This window comes from Streptomyces sp. SM11 (assembly GCF_002910905.1).
Classification (GTDB): domain Bacteria; phylum Actinomycetota; class Actinomycetes; order Streptomycetales; family Streptomycetaceae; genus Streptomyces.
Window position 1 is genome coordinate 1 of record NZ_NEUE01000028.1, and the last position, 15,742, is coordinate 15,742.

12 protein-coding genes and 1 pseudogene are annotated in these 15,742 nt (G+C 73.0%); 4 read left to right on the forward strand and 9 right to left on the reverse strand.

Annotated elements, in window-relative coordinates; all coding sequences use genetic code 11:
- From B9S58_RS01785 to B9S58_RS01805, 5 genes are all read right to left on the reverse strand, one after another.
- Positions 1-1,559, reverse strand: a 1,559-nt coding sequence (locus B9S58_RS01785) for a TOMM precursor leader peptide-binding protein (protein WP_103530392.1), incomplete at its 3' end; no start/stop codon positions are given.
- A 5-nt stretch (positions 1,560-1,564) separates the two neighbouring features.
- Entirely contained in the window at positions 1,565-3,409 is a 1,845-nt protein-coding gene (locus tag B9S58_RS01790) for an AfsR/SARP family transcriptional regulator (RefSeq protein ID WP_103530393.1), read from the reverse strand.
- Positions 3,410-3,489: 80 nt separating this feature from the next.
- Positions 3,490-3,738, reverse strand: coding sequence for a hypothetical protein (locus B9S58_RS01795; protein WP_103530394.1), 249 nt, complete (start codon positions 3,736-3,738; stop codon positions 3,490-3,492).
- 283 nt (positions 3,739-4,021) lie between these two features.
- Positions 4,022-6,607, reverse strand: a complete 2,586-nt coding sequence (locus B9S58_RS01800; RefSeq protein ID WP_103530395.1) for an ABC transporter permease — start codon at positions 6,605-6,607, stop codon at positions 4,022-4,024.
- Positions 6,604-7,392 carry an ABC transporter ATP-binding protein gene (locus B9S58_RS01805; RefSeq protein ID WP_103530396.1) on the reverse strand — a complete coding sequence of 263 codons (789 nt, stop codon included), beginning with the start codon at positions 7,390-7,392 and terminating at the stop codon, positions 6,604-6,606. Before B9S58_RS01805 ends, B9S58_RS01800 begins: the two co-directional genes overlap by 4 nt.
- Positions 7,393-7,818: 426 nt before the next feature.
- Here B9S58_RS01805 and B9S58_RS01810 point away from each other — a divergent pair, with 426 nt between their 5' ends.
- Positions 7,819-9,591, forward strand: a complete 1,773-nt coding sequence (locus tag B9S58_RS01810; protein WP_374935647.1) for an MFS transporter — start codon at positions 7,819-7,821, stop codon at positions 9,589-9,591.
- Between the two features lie 524 nt (positions 9,592-10,115).
- Here the strand turns inward: B9S58_RS01810 and B9S58_RS01815 are convergent.
- Positions 10,116-10,391 (reverse strand): annotated as a pseudogene (locus B9S58_RS01815) (Scr1 family TA system antitoxin-like transcriptional regulator); the annotation flags it as partial.
- 6 nt (positions 10,392-10,397) lie between these two features.
- Here B9S58_RS01815 and B9S58_RS01820 point away from each other — a divergent pair.
- The 3 genes from B9S58_RS01820 to B9S58_RS01830 are packed head-to-tail and all read left to right on the forward strand — an operon-like array spanning position 10,398 to position 12,841.
- Positions 10,398-11,285, forward strand: coding sequence for a helix-turn-helix transcriptional regulator (locus B9S58_RS01820; protein WP_103530402.1), 888 nt, complete (start codon positions 10,398-10,400; stop codon positions 11,283-11,285).
- Positions 11,248-11,367 (forward strand): DUF397 domain-containing protein, encoded by a 120-nt coding sequence (locus B9S58_RS38620; protein WP_258044145.1) that lies wholly within the window; start codon positions 11,248-11,250, stop codon positions 11,365-11,367. The genes B9S58_RS01820 and B9S58_RS38620 overlap by 38 nt, the downstream gene beginning before the upstream one ends.
- 28 nt (positions 11,368-11,395) lie before the next feature.
- Complete coding sequence (locus B9S58_RS01830) at positions 11,396-12,841, forward strand: PLP-dependent aminotransferase family protein (protein WP_103530398.1); 1,446 nt, start codon at positions 11,396-11,398, stop codon at positions 12,839-12,841.
- A gap of 9 nt (positions 12,842-12,850) precedes the next feature.
- Here B9S58_RS01830 and B9S58_RS01835 read toward each other — a convergent pair whose 3' ends face one another.
- From B9S58_RS01835 to B9S58_RS01845, 3 genes are all read right to left on the reverse strand, one after another.
- Complete coding sequence (locus B9S58_RS01835; RefSeq protein ID WP_103530399.1) at positions 12,851-13,840, reverse strand: aldo/keto reductase; 990 nt, start codon at positions 13,838-13,840, stop codon at positions 12,851-12,853.
- A 167-nt stretch (positions 13,841-14,007) separates the two neighbouring features.
- Complete coding sequence (locus tag B9S58_RS01840; RefSeq protein ID WP_103530400.1) at positions 14,008-14,904, reverse strand: cellulose-binding protein; 897 nt, start codon at positions 14,902-14,904, stop codon at positions 14,008-14,010.
- 223 nt (positions 14,905-15,127) lie between these two features.
- Positions 15,128-15,742: SUKH-4 family immunity protein (locus tag B9S58_RS01845; RefSeq protein WP_181009146.1), on the reverse strand; the 615-nt coding region annotated here is incomplete at its 5' end.

Sequence of the window (15,742 nt, forward strand, 5' to 3'; positions counted from 1 at the left end):
GCCCCGGTGCCGCCACCGGTCGTCAGGGCGTCGGGCCCGAACGTCCGCAGCGCCTGCGCACCGCCGTCCCGGCCACCGGCCCCGACGCCCGCCAGGGGGACCACGTGCTCCACGTACGCCTCGGCCGCCGCGTACAGCGCCCGGGTCCGCGCCCCGGCCAGGTGGTGCACGTCGAACGCGGCGATCCGGCGGCGCGCCCCGCCCCCGAGCGCGACCTCGACCCGGCTGAGCTTCAACGGGGTCTGGGTCAGCTCCTCGTCGTCGTAACGGCGGAAGACCCCGGTGTACGGGCGGACCAGCGCGGTGCTGATCCGGTTGAGCTCCTCGACCAGGGTCTCCGCGTCTCGGGCGGTCTCCACGGTCGCGGTGACGGGCAGCGTGAGCGGGCCGGGAAGCGCGGCGGGTCCGCCGGCGGCCCCCGGGCCTCCTTCGACGGCCGGAGCGGCGCAGCTCACGCACCGGGGGTGGGGCTGGACCGGTTCGGCCATCACGTCCAGCGACTCCAGGTCCTGGACGAGGACCTGGCCGGCGGTCTCGGCGGGCAGCGCACCGGTGGTCAGGCGGAAGATCTCGTAGCCGACGAGGTTGCCGACCATCGCGGCGACCGGCCCGGACAGGGCGTCCCCGCCGGCCGGTACGGCCCCGGCCGCCTCGCTCCACAGCTCGGCCGCGGCACCGGGGTCGACGTTGCCGCCCAGCCGCAGCAGGGCGCAGGACCAGCAGCCGGTGGAGCCGGCGGTGGCGAGCGGGCCGACGATCAGGCGGCGGCCGAACAGCCAGGCGGGGATGAGGGTCACCCCCTCGGGCACCCCGGCGGCCAGCAGCCGGTGGGTCCGCGCCCCGGCCCCCGCGCCGGTGACCACGACGACGTCGTAGCCGTCCAGGTCGGCCCAGCCCGCGTCCGTCCCGGCGGTGAGCGCCTCGACGCGCGCCCCGTTGGCGGTGGCCTCGGCCGCGACGTCGTCCGGGGCCGTGACGGTGCCGATGCCCGCGCAGCCGTTGCGCACCAGACTCAGCGCGCACCAGCGGGCCGTCTCGTCGTCGCCGAGGACGGCGACGCGGGTGGCGCGGTAGCGGGCGAAGCGGGCGGGGGCGTCGTCGGTGTAGTGGTCGACGTAGGCAATCTGCGCGGCGAACCGCTCGGCGCTCTCCTCGTCGAGGTTGTCCCGGGCGGGGTCGGCCTCGGGGATGTCGCGGGCGAAGCCGCGCGCGTACAGGGTCTTGACCAGTTCGGCGGCCATCGCCCGCTGCGCGGGCCCGAATCCGGCGCACAGTTCGGCGAGCCGGTGCTGCCCGGTGAGGTGCGGGACGACGAGGGAGGCGAAGCGGTAGGCGGTGCGGCCGGTGAGGTGGAAGCCGCCGTCGGCGTTGTGGAACAGCACCCCGCCGGGGGTCTCGGTGAACAGCACGTCGCGGCGGATACGCGGCCGGGTGCCGGCGATCGCGTCGAACGCGGTCGTCGCAGGAGGCGACGCGGGCGTGGCCGGTGCGACGGGCGTGGCCGGTGTGACAGGCGTGGCCGGTGCGTTGTCTGTGGTGGGTGCGGCGCTCTCGGCCATGGGGATCACACCTTCTCTGTGCGGCGGTCGCGGATCCGGGCGGTTCTTCGTACGTGGGCGCGGAGCAGGTCGTGGATGCGGTACGGGCCCGGTGGGCCGTCCTCCAGCAGTCCGGCGTCGGCGAGTTGCTCCCGTACGGCTTCGGGAACGGGTCCCTCGTCCTCGGGGCCCCGGTCGGCGAGCAGCTCCGGCGGGCCCTGGGCGAGGCGGGCGAAGGCCTCCGACAGCCGGGGGTCGAGCCTGCCGAGCGCCCGGTCGAAGAGGCCGGTGACCGAGTGGTCCGGGGAGTCGGTCAGGGTGAGCCGGGCGAGCGGGTCCCCGCCCAGCCAGTCGACGGCGTCGGCCAGCCGCAGCCCCGGCCGGGTCAGCAGCCGGGCGGTGAGGATGCGCAGGGCGGCGGGGAAGTGGCCGCACACGGCGGCGAGCCGATGGGCGGCGCGGGGTTCGGCCTCCACCCGCTCGGCGCCCAGGGCGGCCAGCAGCAGGGCGTGCGACTCGGCCTCGGTGAAGGCGGTCAGCCGCTGCACCCAGCCGCCGTGGGTGGCGATGAGCCCGCCGAGCCCCATCCGGCTGGTGACCACGGCGGCGAGCTCCGGCCCGGCCGGCGCGAGCAGCGGGCGTACCTGGTCGGCGTCGACGACGTCGTCCAGGATCAGCAGGGCCCGTCCCGCGCCCGGCTCCCCGAGCGCGGCGGCCACTTCGGCCGCGACCTCGTCGACCGTGCGGGGTTCGCCGTCCGTACGGGTCATCCGGACGAGCAGCTGCCCGGCGGGGAAGGCGTCCCGGACGAGCCGGGCGACGTGCTGGGCGAGCGCCGACTTGCCGATGCCGGGGGCGCCGGAGACCAGGACGGTGAGGGGCCGGTGGTCCTCGGGGCCGGGTGCCGGTGGCGCGGTGAGGCGGGCGGCCATGGCGGCGGCCTCGGCGGCGCGCCCGGTGAAGTGCGGTACGGCGGGAACGGGCCCGATGCCGGGTGCGGCGGACGGGGCGAAGGCCGCGGCGGCAACCGGGGCGGCGGACGGGGCAGCCAGGTCGGCGGCCGGGTCGGCGGCCGACAGGAGGACGGTCTCGCCCCGGATGACGCGGGGGGCCGCGGGACCGGCGGAGCCCAGGTCCTCGCCGCGCAGGATGGACAGCTCCAGGCGGCGCAGGGAGGGCGACGGGTCCACGCCCAGCTCCTCCAGCAGGAAGCCCTTGACCCTGCGGTACTCGGCGAGCGCCTGGGACTGGCGTCCGGTGCGGTAGAGGGCCTCGATGAGCTGCTCGTGGAAGCGTTCGTGCCCCGGATATACGCGCGTAGCGGTCCACAGGTCGACGAGCGCCTCACCGCAGCGCCCGAGTCCCAGCAGCAGGTCGCAGACCCGCTCGACCGCGCGCAGCCGCTCCTCCGCGAGCCGGGGCACCTCGTCGCGGTGCAGGACGTCGGACCGTACGTTGGCGAGCAGCGAGCCCTGCCAGAGCGAGAGGGCGTCCCTGAGCGCGCAGAGCTCCGCGTCCGGGTCCCGGTCCAGACCGGCGGCCCGGCGCACCTGTTCGCGGAAGCCGAGGAGGTCCAGGGTGGACGGGGCGGCGGTGATCCGGTAGCCGCCGGGCACCGCCTCGATGGAGGTGCCGGTGACCCCGTGCTTGGCGAACAGCCGGCGGAGCCGCAGGACGCAGGTCTGGAGGGCGGCCCTGGCGGTGGCGGGCTGCTCCTCGCCCCACACCGCGCGCTGCAGGTACTCGGCGGAGACCGTGGAGTTGGCGTGCAGGAGAAGCGCGGCGAGCAGGTTCGCGGGCTTGGAGGGCTGGAGGACGACCGTGTCGGGTCCGTCCGCGAGGGCCAGCGGGCCCAGAAGCCGGAACCTCATCACGGTCGACGGCCCCGGGGAAGGACCATCCGGTCCCCCAGGCCCTCCCGGCCGGACCGGTCCTGCTGGGCTCAACACCTCTAGTCCCAGCCGTTGACCAGCTTGCACACCCGGACGGGTGCGGATTCCGGGGGCAGTTGGCCGATGACGCCCGCCAGCTCAGTACAGATCAGCCGGGCGACGTGGTCGGCGGCGGGCGGGGGGCCCGCCGGAGTGGCGGCCGATGCGCCGCCGCCCGAGAGGGTGAGGGCGGCGAGGGCGATCCCGGTGACGAGGGCGGCGGTTCTGGCCGGGCGGCGCTTCTTCTGCGCGAGCGAAGACCTGGACACGTGTTCCCCTTCGACGGTGGCGTCGGAGCCGGGGGTTCGTCCCGGCACACACGACGATGCCAGTGCGGAACGCGCCACGAGAGAGGCCGCGGTGTCAGCTTGCTGCACCGGGGTCCGCCGCCGTGTGCAGCAAGCTGACACGGCCCGCCGTGACCGGCGGGCCGGGGAACCGGGGGCTGGGAACCGGTTCGGCCCCGGGGCGTCTGGAGGAACGCCCCGGGGCCTGCCGGTCATCCTGCGGTGACGCCCGGAGGGTCACCGTCGCTGGGCGGGCGGGCTACGATCACCCGTCCGTCGCGATGGCGTTGAGGACGTTCATCCGGCCCGCCCGGAAGGCCGGGACGAGAGCGGCGAACAGTCCGACGAGAGCCGAGCAGGCGAAGACCGTGAGGATCGTCGGCCACGGGATATCCAGGACTTCGAGTCCCTCCAGCGCCAGCAGCTTCTGGGCCGCGGTGCCCCAGCCCATCCCGAGTCCGAGTCCGAGCAGCGCCCCGAAGAGGGCGATGACCACGGACTCCAGCCGGATCATGCGGCGCAGCTGGCGGCGGGAGAGCCCGATGGCACGCATCAGGCCGATCTCGCGGGTCCGCTCGACCACGGACAGGGCGAGGGTGTTCACCACACCGAGCACCGCGACGATGATCGCGAGGGCGAGCAGACCGTAGACGATGTTCAGCAACTGGCCGATCTGGTCCTTCAGCTGTTCCTTGAAGTCGGCCTGGTTCTGCACCTGGTAGACCGGGTACTCGGCCATGGCGCTCTTGAGGGCCGCGTACGCCTCCTTCTCCTTGCCCTCCTCGGCCTTGGCGAACATCACCACGTTCTGCGGCATCCGGTCGGCCGGGACGTAGGACGCCGCCGTCGTGATGTTGGTGTACATCGCGCCGATGTCGATGTTGGTGTCGTCGGAGGTGATGGCCGCGACCTTGAGCTTCGCGGTCTCCCCCGCCTTGAAGGCGACGGTGATCGTGTCGCCGACCTTCACCCCGTGCCGCTCGGCGTACTCCTCCCCGACGGACATGGCGTCCTTGTCGTACGCCTTGGCGAGGTCACCGGAGATGACCGCGCGGCGGACGTCCTGCTGGTAGGTCGGGTCGGCGGCGGCGATCCCCTCGTCCTCCGTCTTCCCGTTCGGGGCGGTGACCTTGGCCTTGACGAAGGTGTAGTCGGTCATGTGCGCCAGACCGGGGACGTCGCGCACGGCGTCGGCGGCCTGGGGCACGATCGGGCGGCCGGTGCCGCTGTCCTGGACGATGAAGTCCGCGCCGACCGACTTGTCGAGCTCCTCGGTGGCCGAGGCCACCATGGAGGACCCGACGACGGACAGGCAGGCCACCAGGGCGAGCCCGATCATCAGGGCCGCGCCGGTCGCTCCCGTACGCCGGGGGTTGCGCAGGGCGTTGCGCTCGGCCAGCCGGCCGACCGGGCCGAAGAGCCGCAGGACGACGATGCTCAGGGCCCGCACCACCACACCGGCCAGGAGCGGGCCGATCACGATGAAGCCGATCAGGGTCAGCAGCACGCCGAGGGCGAGGAACATCGAGCCTTCGGTGGCCTTGTCCGCCTGGGTCGTCGCCCACAGGGCCGCACCTCCGGCTGCCGTGAGGACCAGGCCGATACCGGCCCTGATCCAGCCGGACCGGCCGTCGGCGGGGGTCCCGGCGTCGCGCAGCGCGGCCATCGGGGAGACCTTGCCGGCCCGGCGGGCCGGGACGTACGCGGCGAGGACGGTGACGACGACGCCGAGCGCGAGACCGAGCACCGGGGTCGTCCAGGCGACGGTGAGGTCCCTGGTGGACAGCTCCATGCCCACGGCGCCCATCAGCTTCATCAGCCCGACGGCGAGGCCGACGCCGGCGGCGACGCCGAGGGCGGAGCCGACGATGCCGAGGAGCACCGCCTCCAGCAGCACGGACCGGTTGACCTGCTTGCGGCTGGAGCCGATGGCCCGCATCAGGCCGATCTCGCGGGTCCGCTGGGCGACCAGCATCGAGAAGGTGTTGACGATGAGGAAGATGCCGACGAGGAAGGCGATTCCGGCGAAGCCGAGCATCGCGTACTTCATGACGTCCAGGAAGGCGCCCATGGAGTCCTTGTTGGCCTCGGCGGCCTCCTGCTGGGTCTGGAGCTTGTACGCGGTCGAGCCGTCGAGGGCCGCGGCCACGTTCTTCTTCAGCTGGATGTCGCTGACACCGCTCTCCGCGGTGACCGAGATCTGGGTGAAGACGTCGGGGGCGCCGAGGAGCTGCTTCTGGGCGGTGGCAGTGTCGAGGTAGACGACCGCCGCGCCCGGGTTGGTGACGGTGAAGGAGGCTATGCCACTGATCTTCGCCTTCATGTCGCCGGTGGCGGCGATGGTGCGCAGCTCGTCACCGATCTTCAGCTTGTGCTTCTTCGCCGTGTCGGCGTCGATCATCACGTCGGTGGGTCCGCGGGGCGCGTGTCCGGAGGTGATCTCCATGGAACGCAGGTCGTTCTCGGTCCAGTTGCCCGCGATGGTCGGGGCTCCGGTCTGGGATCCCAGGTTCTTGTTCTCGCTGTTGACGACGGTGACCGCCATGGAGAAGACGGCGCCCTCGGCGCGCTTCACCCCGTCGGCCTTCTCGACCTGCTGGATGACGGAGGCGGGCAGGGAGACGGGCACACCGTTGTCGGGCTGCTCGTCGTTCTCGCCGGCGTCCTTCGGGCTGACGGAGACGTCGGGCGAGGTCACGGCAAAAAGCTTGTCGAAGGTGGTGTTCATCGTGTCGGTGAAGACGAGCGTGCCGCAGACGAACGCGACGGACAGCAGTACCGCCACCGCGGAGAGGGCCATCCGGCCCTTGTGCGCGAAGAAGTTGCGCATCGAGGTCTTCCAGACAGTCATGACGTCCGCCCACGTGCGTCGAAGTGCTTCATGCGGTCGAGGACCTGGTCCGCGGTCGGGTTGTGCATCTCGTCGACGATGGAACCGTCGGCGAGATACAGCACCCGGTCCGCGTAGGAGGCGGCGACGGGGTCGTGGGTGACCATGACGATGGTCTGCCCCAGCTCGTCGACCGACTTGCGGAGGAAGGACAGGACTTCGGCCCCGGCGCGGGAGTCCAGGTTCCCGGTGGGCTCGTCACCGAAGATGATCTCCGGCCGGGCGGCGAGCGCCCGGGCGACGGCGACACGCTGCTGCTGACCGCCGGAGAGCTGGGTCGGGCGGTGCTTGAGGCGCTCGGCGAGCCCGACGGTCTCCACGACCTGCTGGAGCCAGGCGGCGTCGGGCTTGCGGCCCGCGATGTCCATCGGCAGCGTGATGTTCTCGATCGCGTTGAGCGTCGGGAGCAGGTTGAACGCCTGGAAGATGAACCCGATCCGGTCGCGCCGGAGCTGGGTGATCTTCTTGTCCTTCAGCTTGGTGATCTCGGTCTCGTCGAGGTGGATCTCGCCCGATGTCACCGTGTCCAGCCCGGCCAGGCAGTGCATCAGGGTCGACTTGCCGGAGCCGGACGGGCCCATGATCGCCGTGAACTGCCCGCGGGCGATGTCCACGTCGACATGGTCGAGCGCGACGACCCGGGTCTCGCCGGTGCCGTACGCCTTCACGACCTGCCGCGCTCGCGCCGCGACGGCCGTACGCCCTCCAGTGCCCCCGTGCCTGGGAATGGTCACAGCCGTTGTCACGGTATTTCTCCTATGTCGGTCGATGGCTGGACGCCATTGGGTACGGTCTGATTCTGGGTTCAGGACGGTGCCCGGTGCGATGGTGCCCAGCGCAGTCTTGGGGTGGGGTTTTCCCCACCGGCCCCCCTGCGGTACGCCGTAGCAGCGACGTAGGAAAAGGTTAAGGAAACGCCCCCTGCCGCCACGTCCTCCGCCCGGAGGAACGGGCCCTGGCCACAATGAGGGGGCACCCCCTAGGGGACTCGTCCCCCGGGCGGAGGCGAGGTCAGGGGCACTGCTCGCCCAGCGGGACGGCGGCCGGGGCAGCCGGCGAACCGGAGCGAAGGGATTCGCCGGAGCCCCGCCGTCGTCCTGCCGTTCCCGGTGCCGTTCCGTGTGCCGTTCGCCGTGCCAATCCCCTGGGCCCTCCCCGTCCGGCGCCCCCGGATGAGACAGTGCCCCGGGAGATACGTGCATAGGGAAGGAAACCTGGTGGGCGGGACGGACAGCAGGAGCGACACGGGCACGGGCGACACGGACGCGGGCACAGGCACGGGCGACACGGACGCGGGCACGGGGACCGGTACAGGCTCGGGCGACAGCCGCCCGGGCACGGCCGCGGGTACGGGCTCCGGCGCGGACCCCGGCCCGGACGGCACGAGCGCACCGCCCGCCCTCACCACCCCCCGGGGCCGTCGCCCCGTCGTGGCGGCCCTCATGCTCGGCATGGCACTGGCCGCCATCGACGGCACCATCGTGTCCACCGCCGTCCCCCAGATCGTCGGCGACCTCGGCGGGTTCACCGTCTTCTCCTGGCTCTTCTCCGGCTATCTGCTGGCCGTCACCGTCACGCTCCCCCTGTACGGGAAGCTCTCCGACACCTTCGGCCGCAAGCCGGTCCTGATAGCCGGGATCGTCCTGTTCCTGATCGGGTCCGTCCTCTGCGCCGCCGCCTGGAACATGGCCGCGCTCATCGCCTTCCGGGTCGTCCAGGGCCTGGGCGGCGGCGCGCTCCAGGGCACGGTCCAGACCATCGCGGCCGACCTCTACCCGCTCAGGGAACGCCCGCGCATCCAGGCGAAGTTGTCCACGGTGTGGGCCACCGCCTCGGTCGCCGGTCCGGTGGCCGGCGGGCTGCTCGCCGGGTACGCCGACTGGCGGTGGATCTTCCTGATCAACCTCCCGGTCGGGGCCGTCGCCCTCTGGCTGGTCGTCCGCCACCTCCACGAACCCGCCCGCCCCCGCCCCGCCGCCCGGCCCCGCGTCGACTGGGCGGGCGCGCTCACCGTCTTCGCCACCGGCACCCTGCTGCTCACTGCGCTCGTGCAGGGCGGCGTCGCCTGGCCCTGGCTCTCGGCGCCCTCGCTCGTCCTGTTCGGGGCGAGCGCGGTACTGGCCGCGCTCACCGTCGTCGTCGAACGGCGGGCGGCGGAGCCGATCATCCCGGGCTGGGTCTGGCGGCGGCGCACCATCGCCTCGGTCAACCTGGCGCTCGGCGCGATGGGCCTGCTGATGATCGCGCCGACCGTCTTCCTGCCCACGTACGCCCAGTCGGTGCTGGGACTCGGCCCGATAGCCGCCGGGTTCGTGCTCTCCGTGATGACGCTGAGCTGGCCCGTCTCGGCGGCCCTGTCCGACCGGGTCTACAACCGTATCGGGTTCCGGCTCACCGCGATCATCGGCATGAGCGCCGCCCTGCTGATCCTGCTGGCCTTCCCCTTCCTCCCCTATCCCGGCGAGCCCTGGCACCCGGCCCTCCTCATGCTCCTGCTCGGCGCGGCCCTCGGCCTCTTCCAACTCCCCCTGATCGTGGGCGTCCAGTCGACGGTCGGCTGGGCGGAGCGCGGTACGACGACGGCATCCGTCCTCTTCTGCCGCCAGGTCGGCCAGAGCATCGGCGCGGCGCTCTTCGGGGCCGTCGCCAACAGCGTCCTGGCCGCCCGCCTCCTGGACGCCCCGGTGACCGGCCTCCCCGACGACCTGGACGCGGTGACCCGCGCCCTCGACGACCCGGGCGCCCTCTCCGCGGCGGCGACGGACTACCTGCGCCGGGCGGTCGACGCGGCCGTGGACCACGTCTACATCGGGGCCGCTGGAGCCGCGGCCCTGGCCCTGCTCGCCCTGATCACCCTCGCCCCGCGCCGTTTCCCGGTCATCACCGAGACCGCTGCGGCCCCGGAGAGCGCAGGGGCGGCCGACCGGCAGGACACCCCCTCCTAGCCAGTAGACGCGGCCTGCCAATACGCTGCCCGCGCGCAAGGCCGCGAGGCAGTCACGTACGTCGGGGTACAGGCCCGGCTCGTCGAAGTGCTCAGGGTGCCCGGCGGCCGACTGATCGTGCGGTGGAAGACCCGTCCTTCCGGCAGGCAGGGCAGGCTTCCGCCCGGTCTGGTGTACGGCTCCGCCCCACGACGCATCCCCGCAACACGTAGTCATCCCCCGAAGCTCGGGTCCCGGGCTTCGGACTTCGGGCTTCGGGCTTCGGGGCGGTCGGTTCACTCTTCCGGGGGTACGCGCGTGGGGCTCCGGCCCGAAGCTCGGGTGCCGGGACTCGGGCGTCGGGATACGGGACCCGGGGTTCGAGCGCTTTCTGTAACCGGTAGGTAGAAGAAGGGGGGTTGGGAAGTGGTCCCCGCGCGTGCGGGGGTGGTCCCGCCCAATCGCTCCCCCACTGCATCCCCTGAGCTGCGAATGTTGCGACGGCCGCTGGAAGGGAAGTTCGCCGGTGGGGGTCATGCCCGGGGTCAGCCGAGGCCGAGGGAGTCGATGGCCTTCACCACCAGGGCCCGCGCTGCTGCGCCATGCACCGCAGTCTGCCGCAGCTCCTCGAACGCTCTCGCGTACAAGGCGATCTCGCTGGGCTGGGTAATGCGGACCCGGGCCGAGACCAGCTCGACGGAGACGAGGGAGTTGTCGTAGAGGTGGAACGTCTCGCGCGGCCACTGCTCGCGGTGCGCCGTGGTCGGGATAATGCCGAGCGACACAGCCGGAAGGGCACCGGCGGTGAGTAGGACCCGCAGTCCTCCATGGCTGCCCTCTTCGGGTCGCGCGTGCGCGAGCTCCGCACGGCGGCCGGACTCACCCAGACCGACGTGGGCACGCTGACGCATGTGGTCGGCAGCCGCATCGCCCAGATCGAGCGCGCGACCCGAGCCCTGGACAAGGAGCTGGTGGCGGACGACCTGCTGATCGACCTCTGGCCGTACGTGTACCGGGAGGCGTTTCCGGACTGGTCGCAGGCGTTCATCGCATACTCCGCCCGCGCGGCCGTGATCCGCCAGTACGCCTCCCACGCTGTGCCCGGTCTGCTGCAAACCCCTGACTACGCACGGGCGTTGCTGAGCGTGGGCCACTCCCTGCGGGACGCCGAGCACCTGGAGGAACGCCTCGCGGCCCGGCTCGACCGCCAGGTCCGGCTCACCGGCCCGGACCGGCCGGAGTTGTGGATCATCCTCGACGAGGCCGTGCTCCGACGTCCGGTCGGCGGATCCACCGTGATGCGCGGCCAGTTGGAGGAGCTGCTGAGGATGGCGGAGGAGCCCAACATCACGGTCCAGGTGCTGCCGTTCGACCAGGGCGAGCACGGCGCGTTGGGCGGCTCCCTCACCGTGCTGGTCATGCCGGACGGCACCGAGGTGGCCTACACGGAGGGTGCACACCACGGCCAGTTGACCGAGGAACCGGACGAGGTCGAACGGTTCGTTCTGGCTTACGATCACCTCAGGGCGATGGCGCTGCCGCCGCTGATGTCGCTCGACCTGATCCGATCCGTGCTGGAGGCCGATTACCGTGGAAGCCGTGTCCCGTCCCGATCTGACCGCCGCCGCCTGGCGCAAGAGCAGCTACAGCAACCAGGAGGGCGGCGACTGCGTGGAGGTGGCGGACGGATTCCCCGGCGTCGTCCCCGTCCGTGACAGCAAGAACCCCCACGGCCCCGCCCTCGTCCTCCCGGCCACCGCTTGGACCGCCTTCATCGACGCCGTAGCCGCGGAATAGCCCCGCACGCCCGCCCACTCGACCAGACATGACGACCGATCGTGAGCGGACCGGGCCCGCGTGGGGGACCTTCCTGGAGCTGGAGTCCTCCGCCGGAGGGCCGCTGCACACGCGCCTGACCCGGGCGCTGCGCACCGCCGTCGCCAGCGGACGCCTCGCCGCGGGCAGCACCCTCCCCGCGAGCCGGGTCCTCGCGGCGGATCTGCGGTGCTCGCGGTGGGTGGTGACCGAGGCGTACGCCCAACTCGTCGCCGAGGGCTACTTCGAGGCCCGCAGCGGCTCGGCCACACGCGTACGGGCCCATGCGGGCACCGACGCCGTACGCGGTGGGGCGCGGGAGGGCGGGGACCGCTGGACACCGCGGTTCGACCTGCTGCCGGGAGTCCCCGATCTGCGGGCGTTCCCGCGCAAGCGCTGGGCCGACAGGGTACGCGCGGCCACCACCGAGCTGACCTGGGACGAACTGGGCTACCCCGACGCGGCGGGGCTGCCACGGCTGCGCCGACAGCTCGCCTCCTACCTCGCGCGCGGACGCGGAGCCCGGGTGGATCCCGGACAACTCGTCGTCTGCGCCAGAACGTTGGATGCGGTCATGCGGCTGTGCCGGAGCCTACGGGCCGCCGGGCACACCCACGTAGCGGTCGAGGACCCCGGCTGGACGCAACTGCGCCTCACCGTGGCCGCGGCGGGGCTGACTCCCGCGGCGATACCGGTGGACGAGCACGGACTGCGCGTCGACGTGCTGCGCGAGGCGCCAGACGTCCGGGCCGTGATCGTCGCCCCGGCGCACCAGTTCCCCACCGGCGTCGTCCTCGCCCCCGCCCGCCGCGCGGAGCCGGCCGACTGGGCCCGGGAGGTGGACGGCCTGGTCATGGAGGACGACTACGACGCCGAGTTCCGCTACGACCGCCACCCCGTGGGCGCCTTGCAGGGTGTGGCGCCGGAGCATGTCGCCCTGCTCGGTTCGCTGAGCAAGACGCTCTCCCCCGCCGTGCGGCTGGGCTGGATCGCCGCTCCCGAACGGTGGACCGCCGCCCTGACCACGAAGGACACCGGAGGCACCCCGCCGCCGGTCATCGGCCAGGACGCCTTCACCCGCTTCGTGTCCTCCGGCTCCTACGACCGCCACCTGCGGGCCTCGCGCCTGCGCTATAAACGCCGACGCGACCACCTCCTGTGCGAACTCGCGGCCCGGCTGCCCGGACAGGCCGTCGGCGGAGCGGCGGCCGGATTCCACCTGCTGCTCCCGCTGGAGGACTGCCCGGCGGGTGCGGTGGTGGAAGAGGCGGCACGAGCGGACGTGCGCCTGGCGAGCCTGGACGACTACCGCGCGGCCGAGGCCACCGCGGACACGCCGGCCACGTCGACGCTCGTCGTCGGCTACGGAAACCTCACCGACCAGGCGGTACCGGGCGCCGTTCAGCGCCTCGCCCGCGCCATCGAACGCGTACGGGCCGGAGAACACGGCCACTGACCAACTCCGTCAGGCGGCAGGGGTGAGCGCCGCCGCGTCCAGGCGGTCCTTCAGCTCCCCCGGCAGCTCAAGATCCACCGCCCCCAGAATCTCGTCCAGTTGCGCCACCGAACTCGCCCCCACGATCGGGACCACCGGCGGGTCACCGGCCATCAGCCAGGCCAGCACCACCTGGTTCACGCTCGCCCCCAGCTCGTCGGCCACCTCGCCGAGCACCGCGAGGCGCCGCACGCTGCCCGGGTGGTCGTACGCCTCCGGCAGCGGCTTGTCCGGCCGCGTGTAGGCGCCCGAGATCAGCGACGAGTACACCATCAGCGTCATGTCCGCCTCACCCCGCACATAGTCGAGCAGCTCCCGCGTGACGTGCACGTGGCCGGTCTCCGGCAGTCCCAGGTCGAAGCGCGGCTGGAGGTAGGAGCAGCGCTGCTGGACGCACGTGTACGGGGTCATCCCACCGGCGCGGGCCGTCGCACGGGCCCGCTCGGTCAGCCAGGTGGCGTGGTTCGAGCAGCCGAGCACCACCGCCTTCCCCGCCCCGACCAGCGCGTCGAACGCCTCGACCGTCTCCTCCAACGGCACGGTCCGGTCCTCGATATGGGACCAGTACACGTCGATCCGGTCCGTACCGAGGCGTCGCAGGCTGTCCTCCGCCGCCTTGCGGATGGCGGCCCCGGACAGCCCCTCGGCCGTCTCCAGACCGGTACCGGGAACCGTGGGGCGCGCGCCCGTCTTGGTGGAGATCAGCACCCGGTCACGCAGCTCCGGGCCCCGGGCCGCCAGCCACCGGCCGATGGTGGCCTCGCTCTCGTCCCCGGTCCCGCCGGGCGCCCAGAACGCGTAGTTGTCGGCGGTGTCGAGGAGGTTGCCGCCCGCCTCCACGAACCGGTCCAGGATGGCGAAGGACGTCTTCTCGTCGACCGTCGTGCCGAAGGGCAGCGTGCCCAGGGACAGGGCACTGGCAAGGGGACCGGCGGGTCCTCCGATACGGCTTCGCAGCATGCGGAACTCCTCGGCACAGGGGCCACCACCAGGGGGCCGACTCTTCCGCCGGGCGTGCGCCCGGCGGAACTGGCACCACCGTAGGCACCGAACGGCTCGGGATCCCGGGCCAATTCCACAGCGATAGACCAGACCGCTTGCGGAGGTCCGAGGGGCCGCAGCGGCCCTCAGCCCTCCGCGTCCTCCGCCGCCCGCCCCGTCAGCGCCGCCAGCGAGCTGCGCACATGCGCCATGTGCGCCTGGACCTCCTCGCGGCCCTCCTCGTGCTCCCGCAGCACCCGCTCCGTCTCCCGGACGATCCGCTCCTCGCGCACCCGGGCCTCCGAGAGGATCTCGGCCGCCCGGGCCTCCGCGTCCTCCTGACCGTGGCGGGCCGCCTCCTGCGTGGCGGCGAGATCCCGGGCCGCCTCCGCGAGCCGCGCCTCGGCCCGCCCGGTCAGCTCCGCATGGCGTGCCTCCAACTCCGCTTCCGCCGCCGCGATATCAGCCTCTGCCGCCTTGTGCCGCTCCGCGTGCTCCTGCTCCTGGTGGGCCAGCACACTCGCCGTACGGTCACGGGTCTGCGCCATCGCGGCCTCGGCCGTCCCTCGCACCTCCTCGGCCTCCGCGCGGGCCGCGGCCAGCACGCCCTCCGCCGCCCGGACCGCCTCGGCGACCCGCTCCTCCGCCGCCGCCACGGCCCCGGCCCGTACCTCGTCCGCCGTCTCCCGCGCCGCGTCCCCGGCAGCCCGGCCCGCCGCTTCGGCCGCGTCCGCCAGCTCCTGGCCGGCCGCCTCCGCGTCCGCCCGCAGCGACTCGGCCTGCTCCTGCGCCAGCCCCAGAATCCGCTGGGCCCGCTCCCCCAGCTCCGCGTAGTCCTGCTCGGGCAGTGCCGCCGCCGTCTCCGCCAGCCGGACCGCCTCCGCCGCCAGCTCCCGCGCCAGCCGCTCCAGCCGCACGGCCTCCGCGAGCGCCGTGTCCCGCTCGGCCGTCCGGGCCGCCATCGCCCGGTCAACCTGCTCCGGGCGGTAACCACGCCCCCGCACGCCGACGACGTCGAACGCGGACACCGGTCCAGCACTCATAACCTGAAGCCCCTCTACGACCTACGGACACGCGGACGCACACAGGTCTCCCCGCGATACGCCAAGGATGCGGCAATTGGGACTGGAAGTCGGAATCGATCAGGCGCTTTCAGGACGGAAAGCGACCGGCGTCACACGCCCGGTACGCCACGAGGCACCCGATCCGTCCCGGACCGGGTGCCTCGTACAACGCTTCCCGGCCGTGGTCGGCCGAGCGTACGCGTCAGAGCAGGCCATCCCACATCTGCTCCAGCAGCACCGACCACCAGCTCTCCGGCGACGCCAGCGCCGCCGGGTCCAGCGCCACCAGCTGAGCCTGGAAGTCGACGGTCCAGCGACCCGCCTGCTCCGGGTTCAGCCCGAACCTCAACCGCCACATCCGGCCCAGCAACGCCATCGACCGCACGAACTCCGGCAGCCCCGTGTTCACGAACTGCGGCGGCACCGACTGCCCGCCGGGCCCCGCCTCCACCGGAACGGCCACGATGTTCGCCGTCCCGTACTGAACACAGAGCGCCCGGCCGAAGTCCGTACCCATCACCAGATACGACCCCGCGTCCGGCGCGGGCTGCACCTGACGCTGCGCCGCCAGCTCGGCCAGCGTCGGCACCACCGGCTGCCCCGGCTGCGCCCAGAAGAACGGCCCGAAATCGGCGGGCAGCCCCGCCCACACCAAGGTGTGCGCGACAACCTCGGGCACCCCCTGACGGGACACCGCCCGCTGATCGAACCGCAGAATGCCCTGCGGACCGAACGCCTGCACCAGCTCCTCGGCCACCGCCTCCGGCGGCAGCGCGGGCGCGGGCGGCAGCTGCGGCAGCGGCGCCCGCACCGGCGC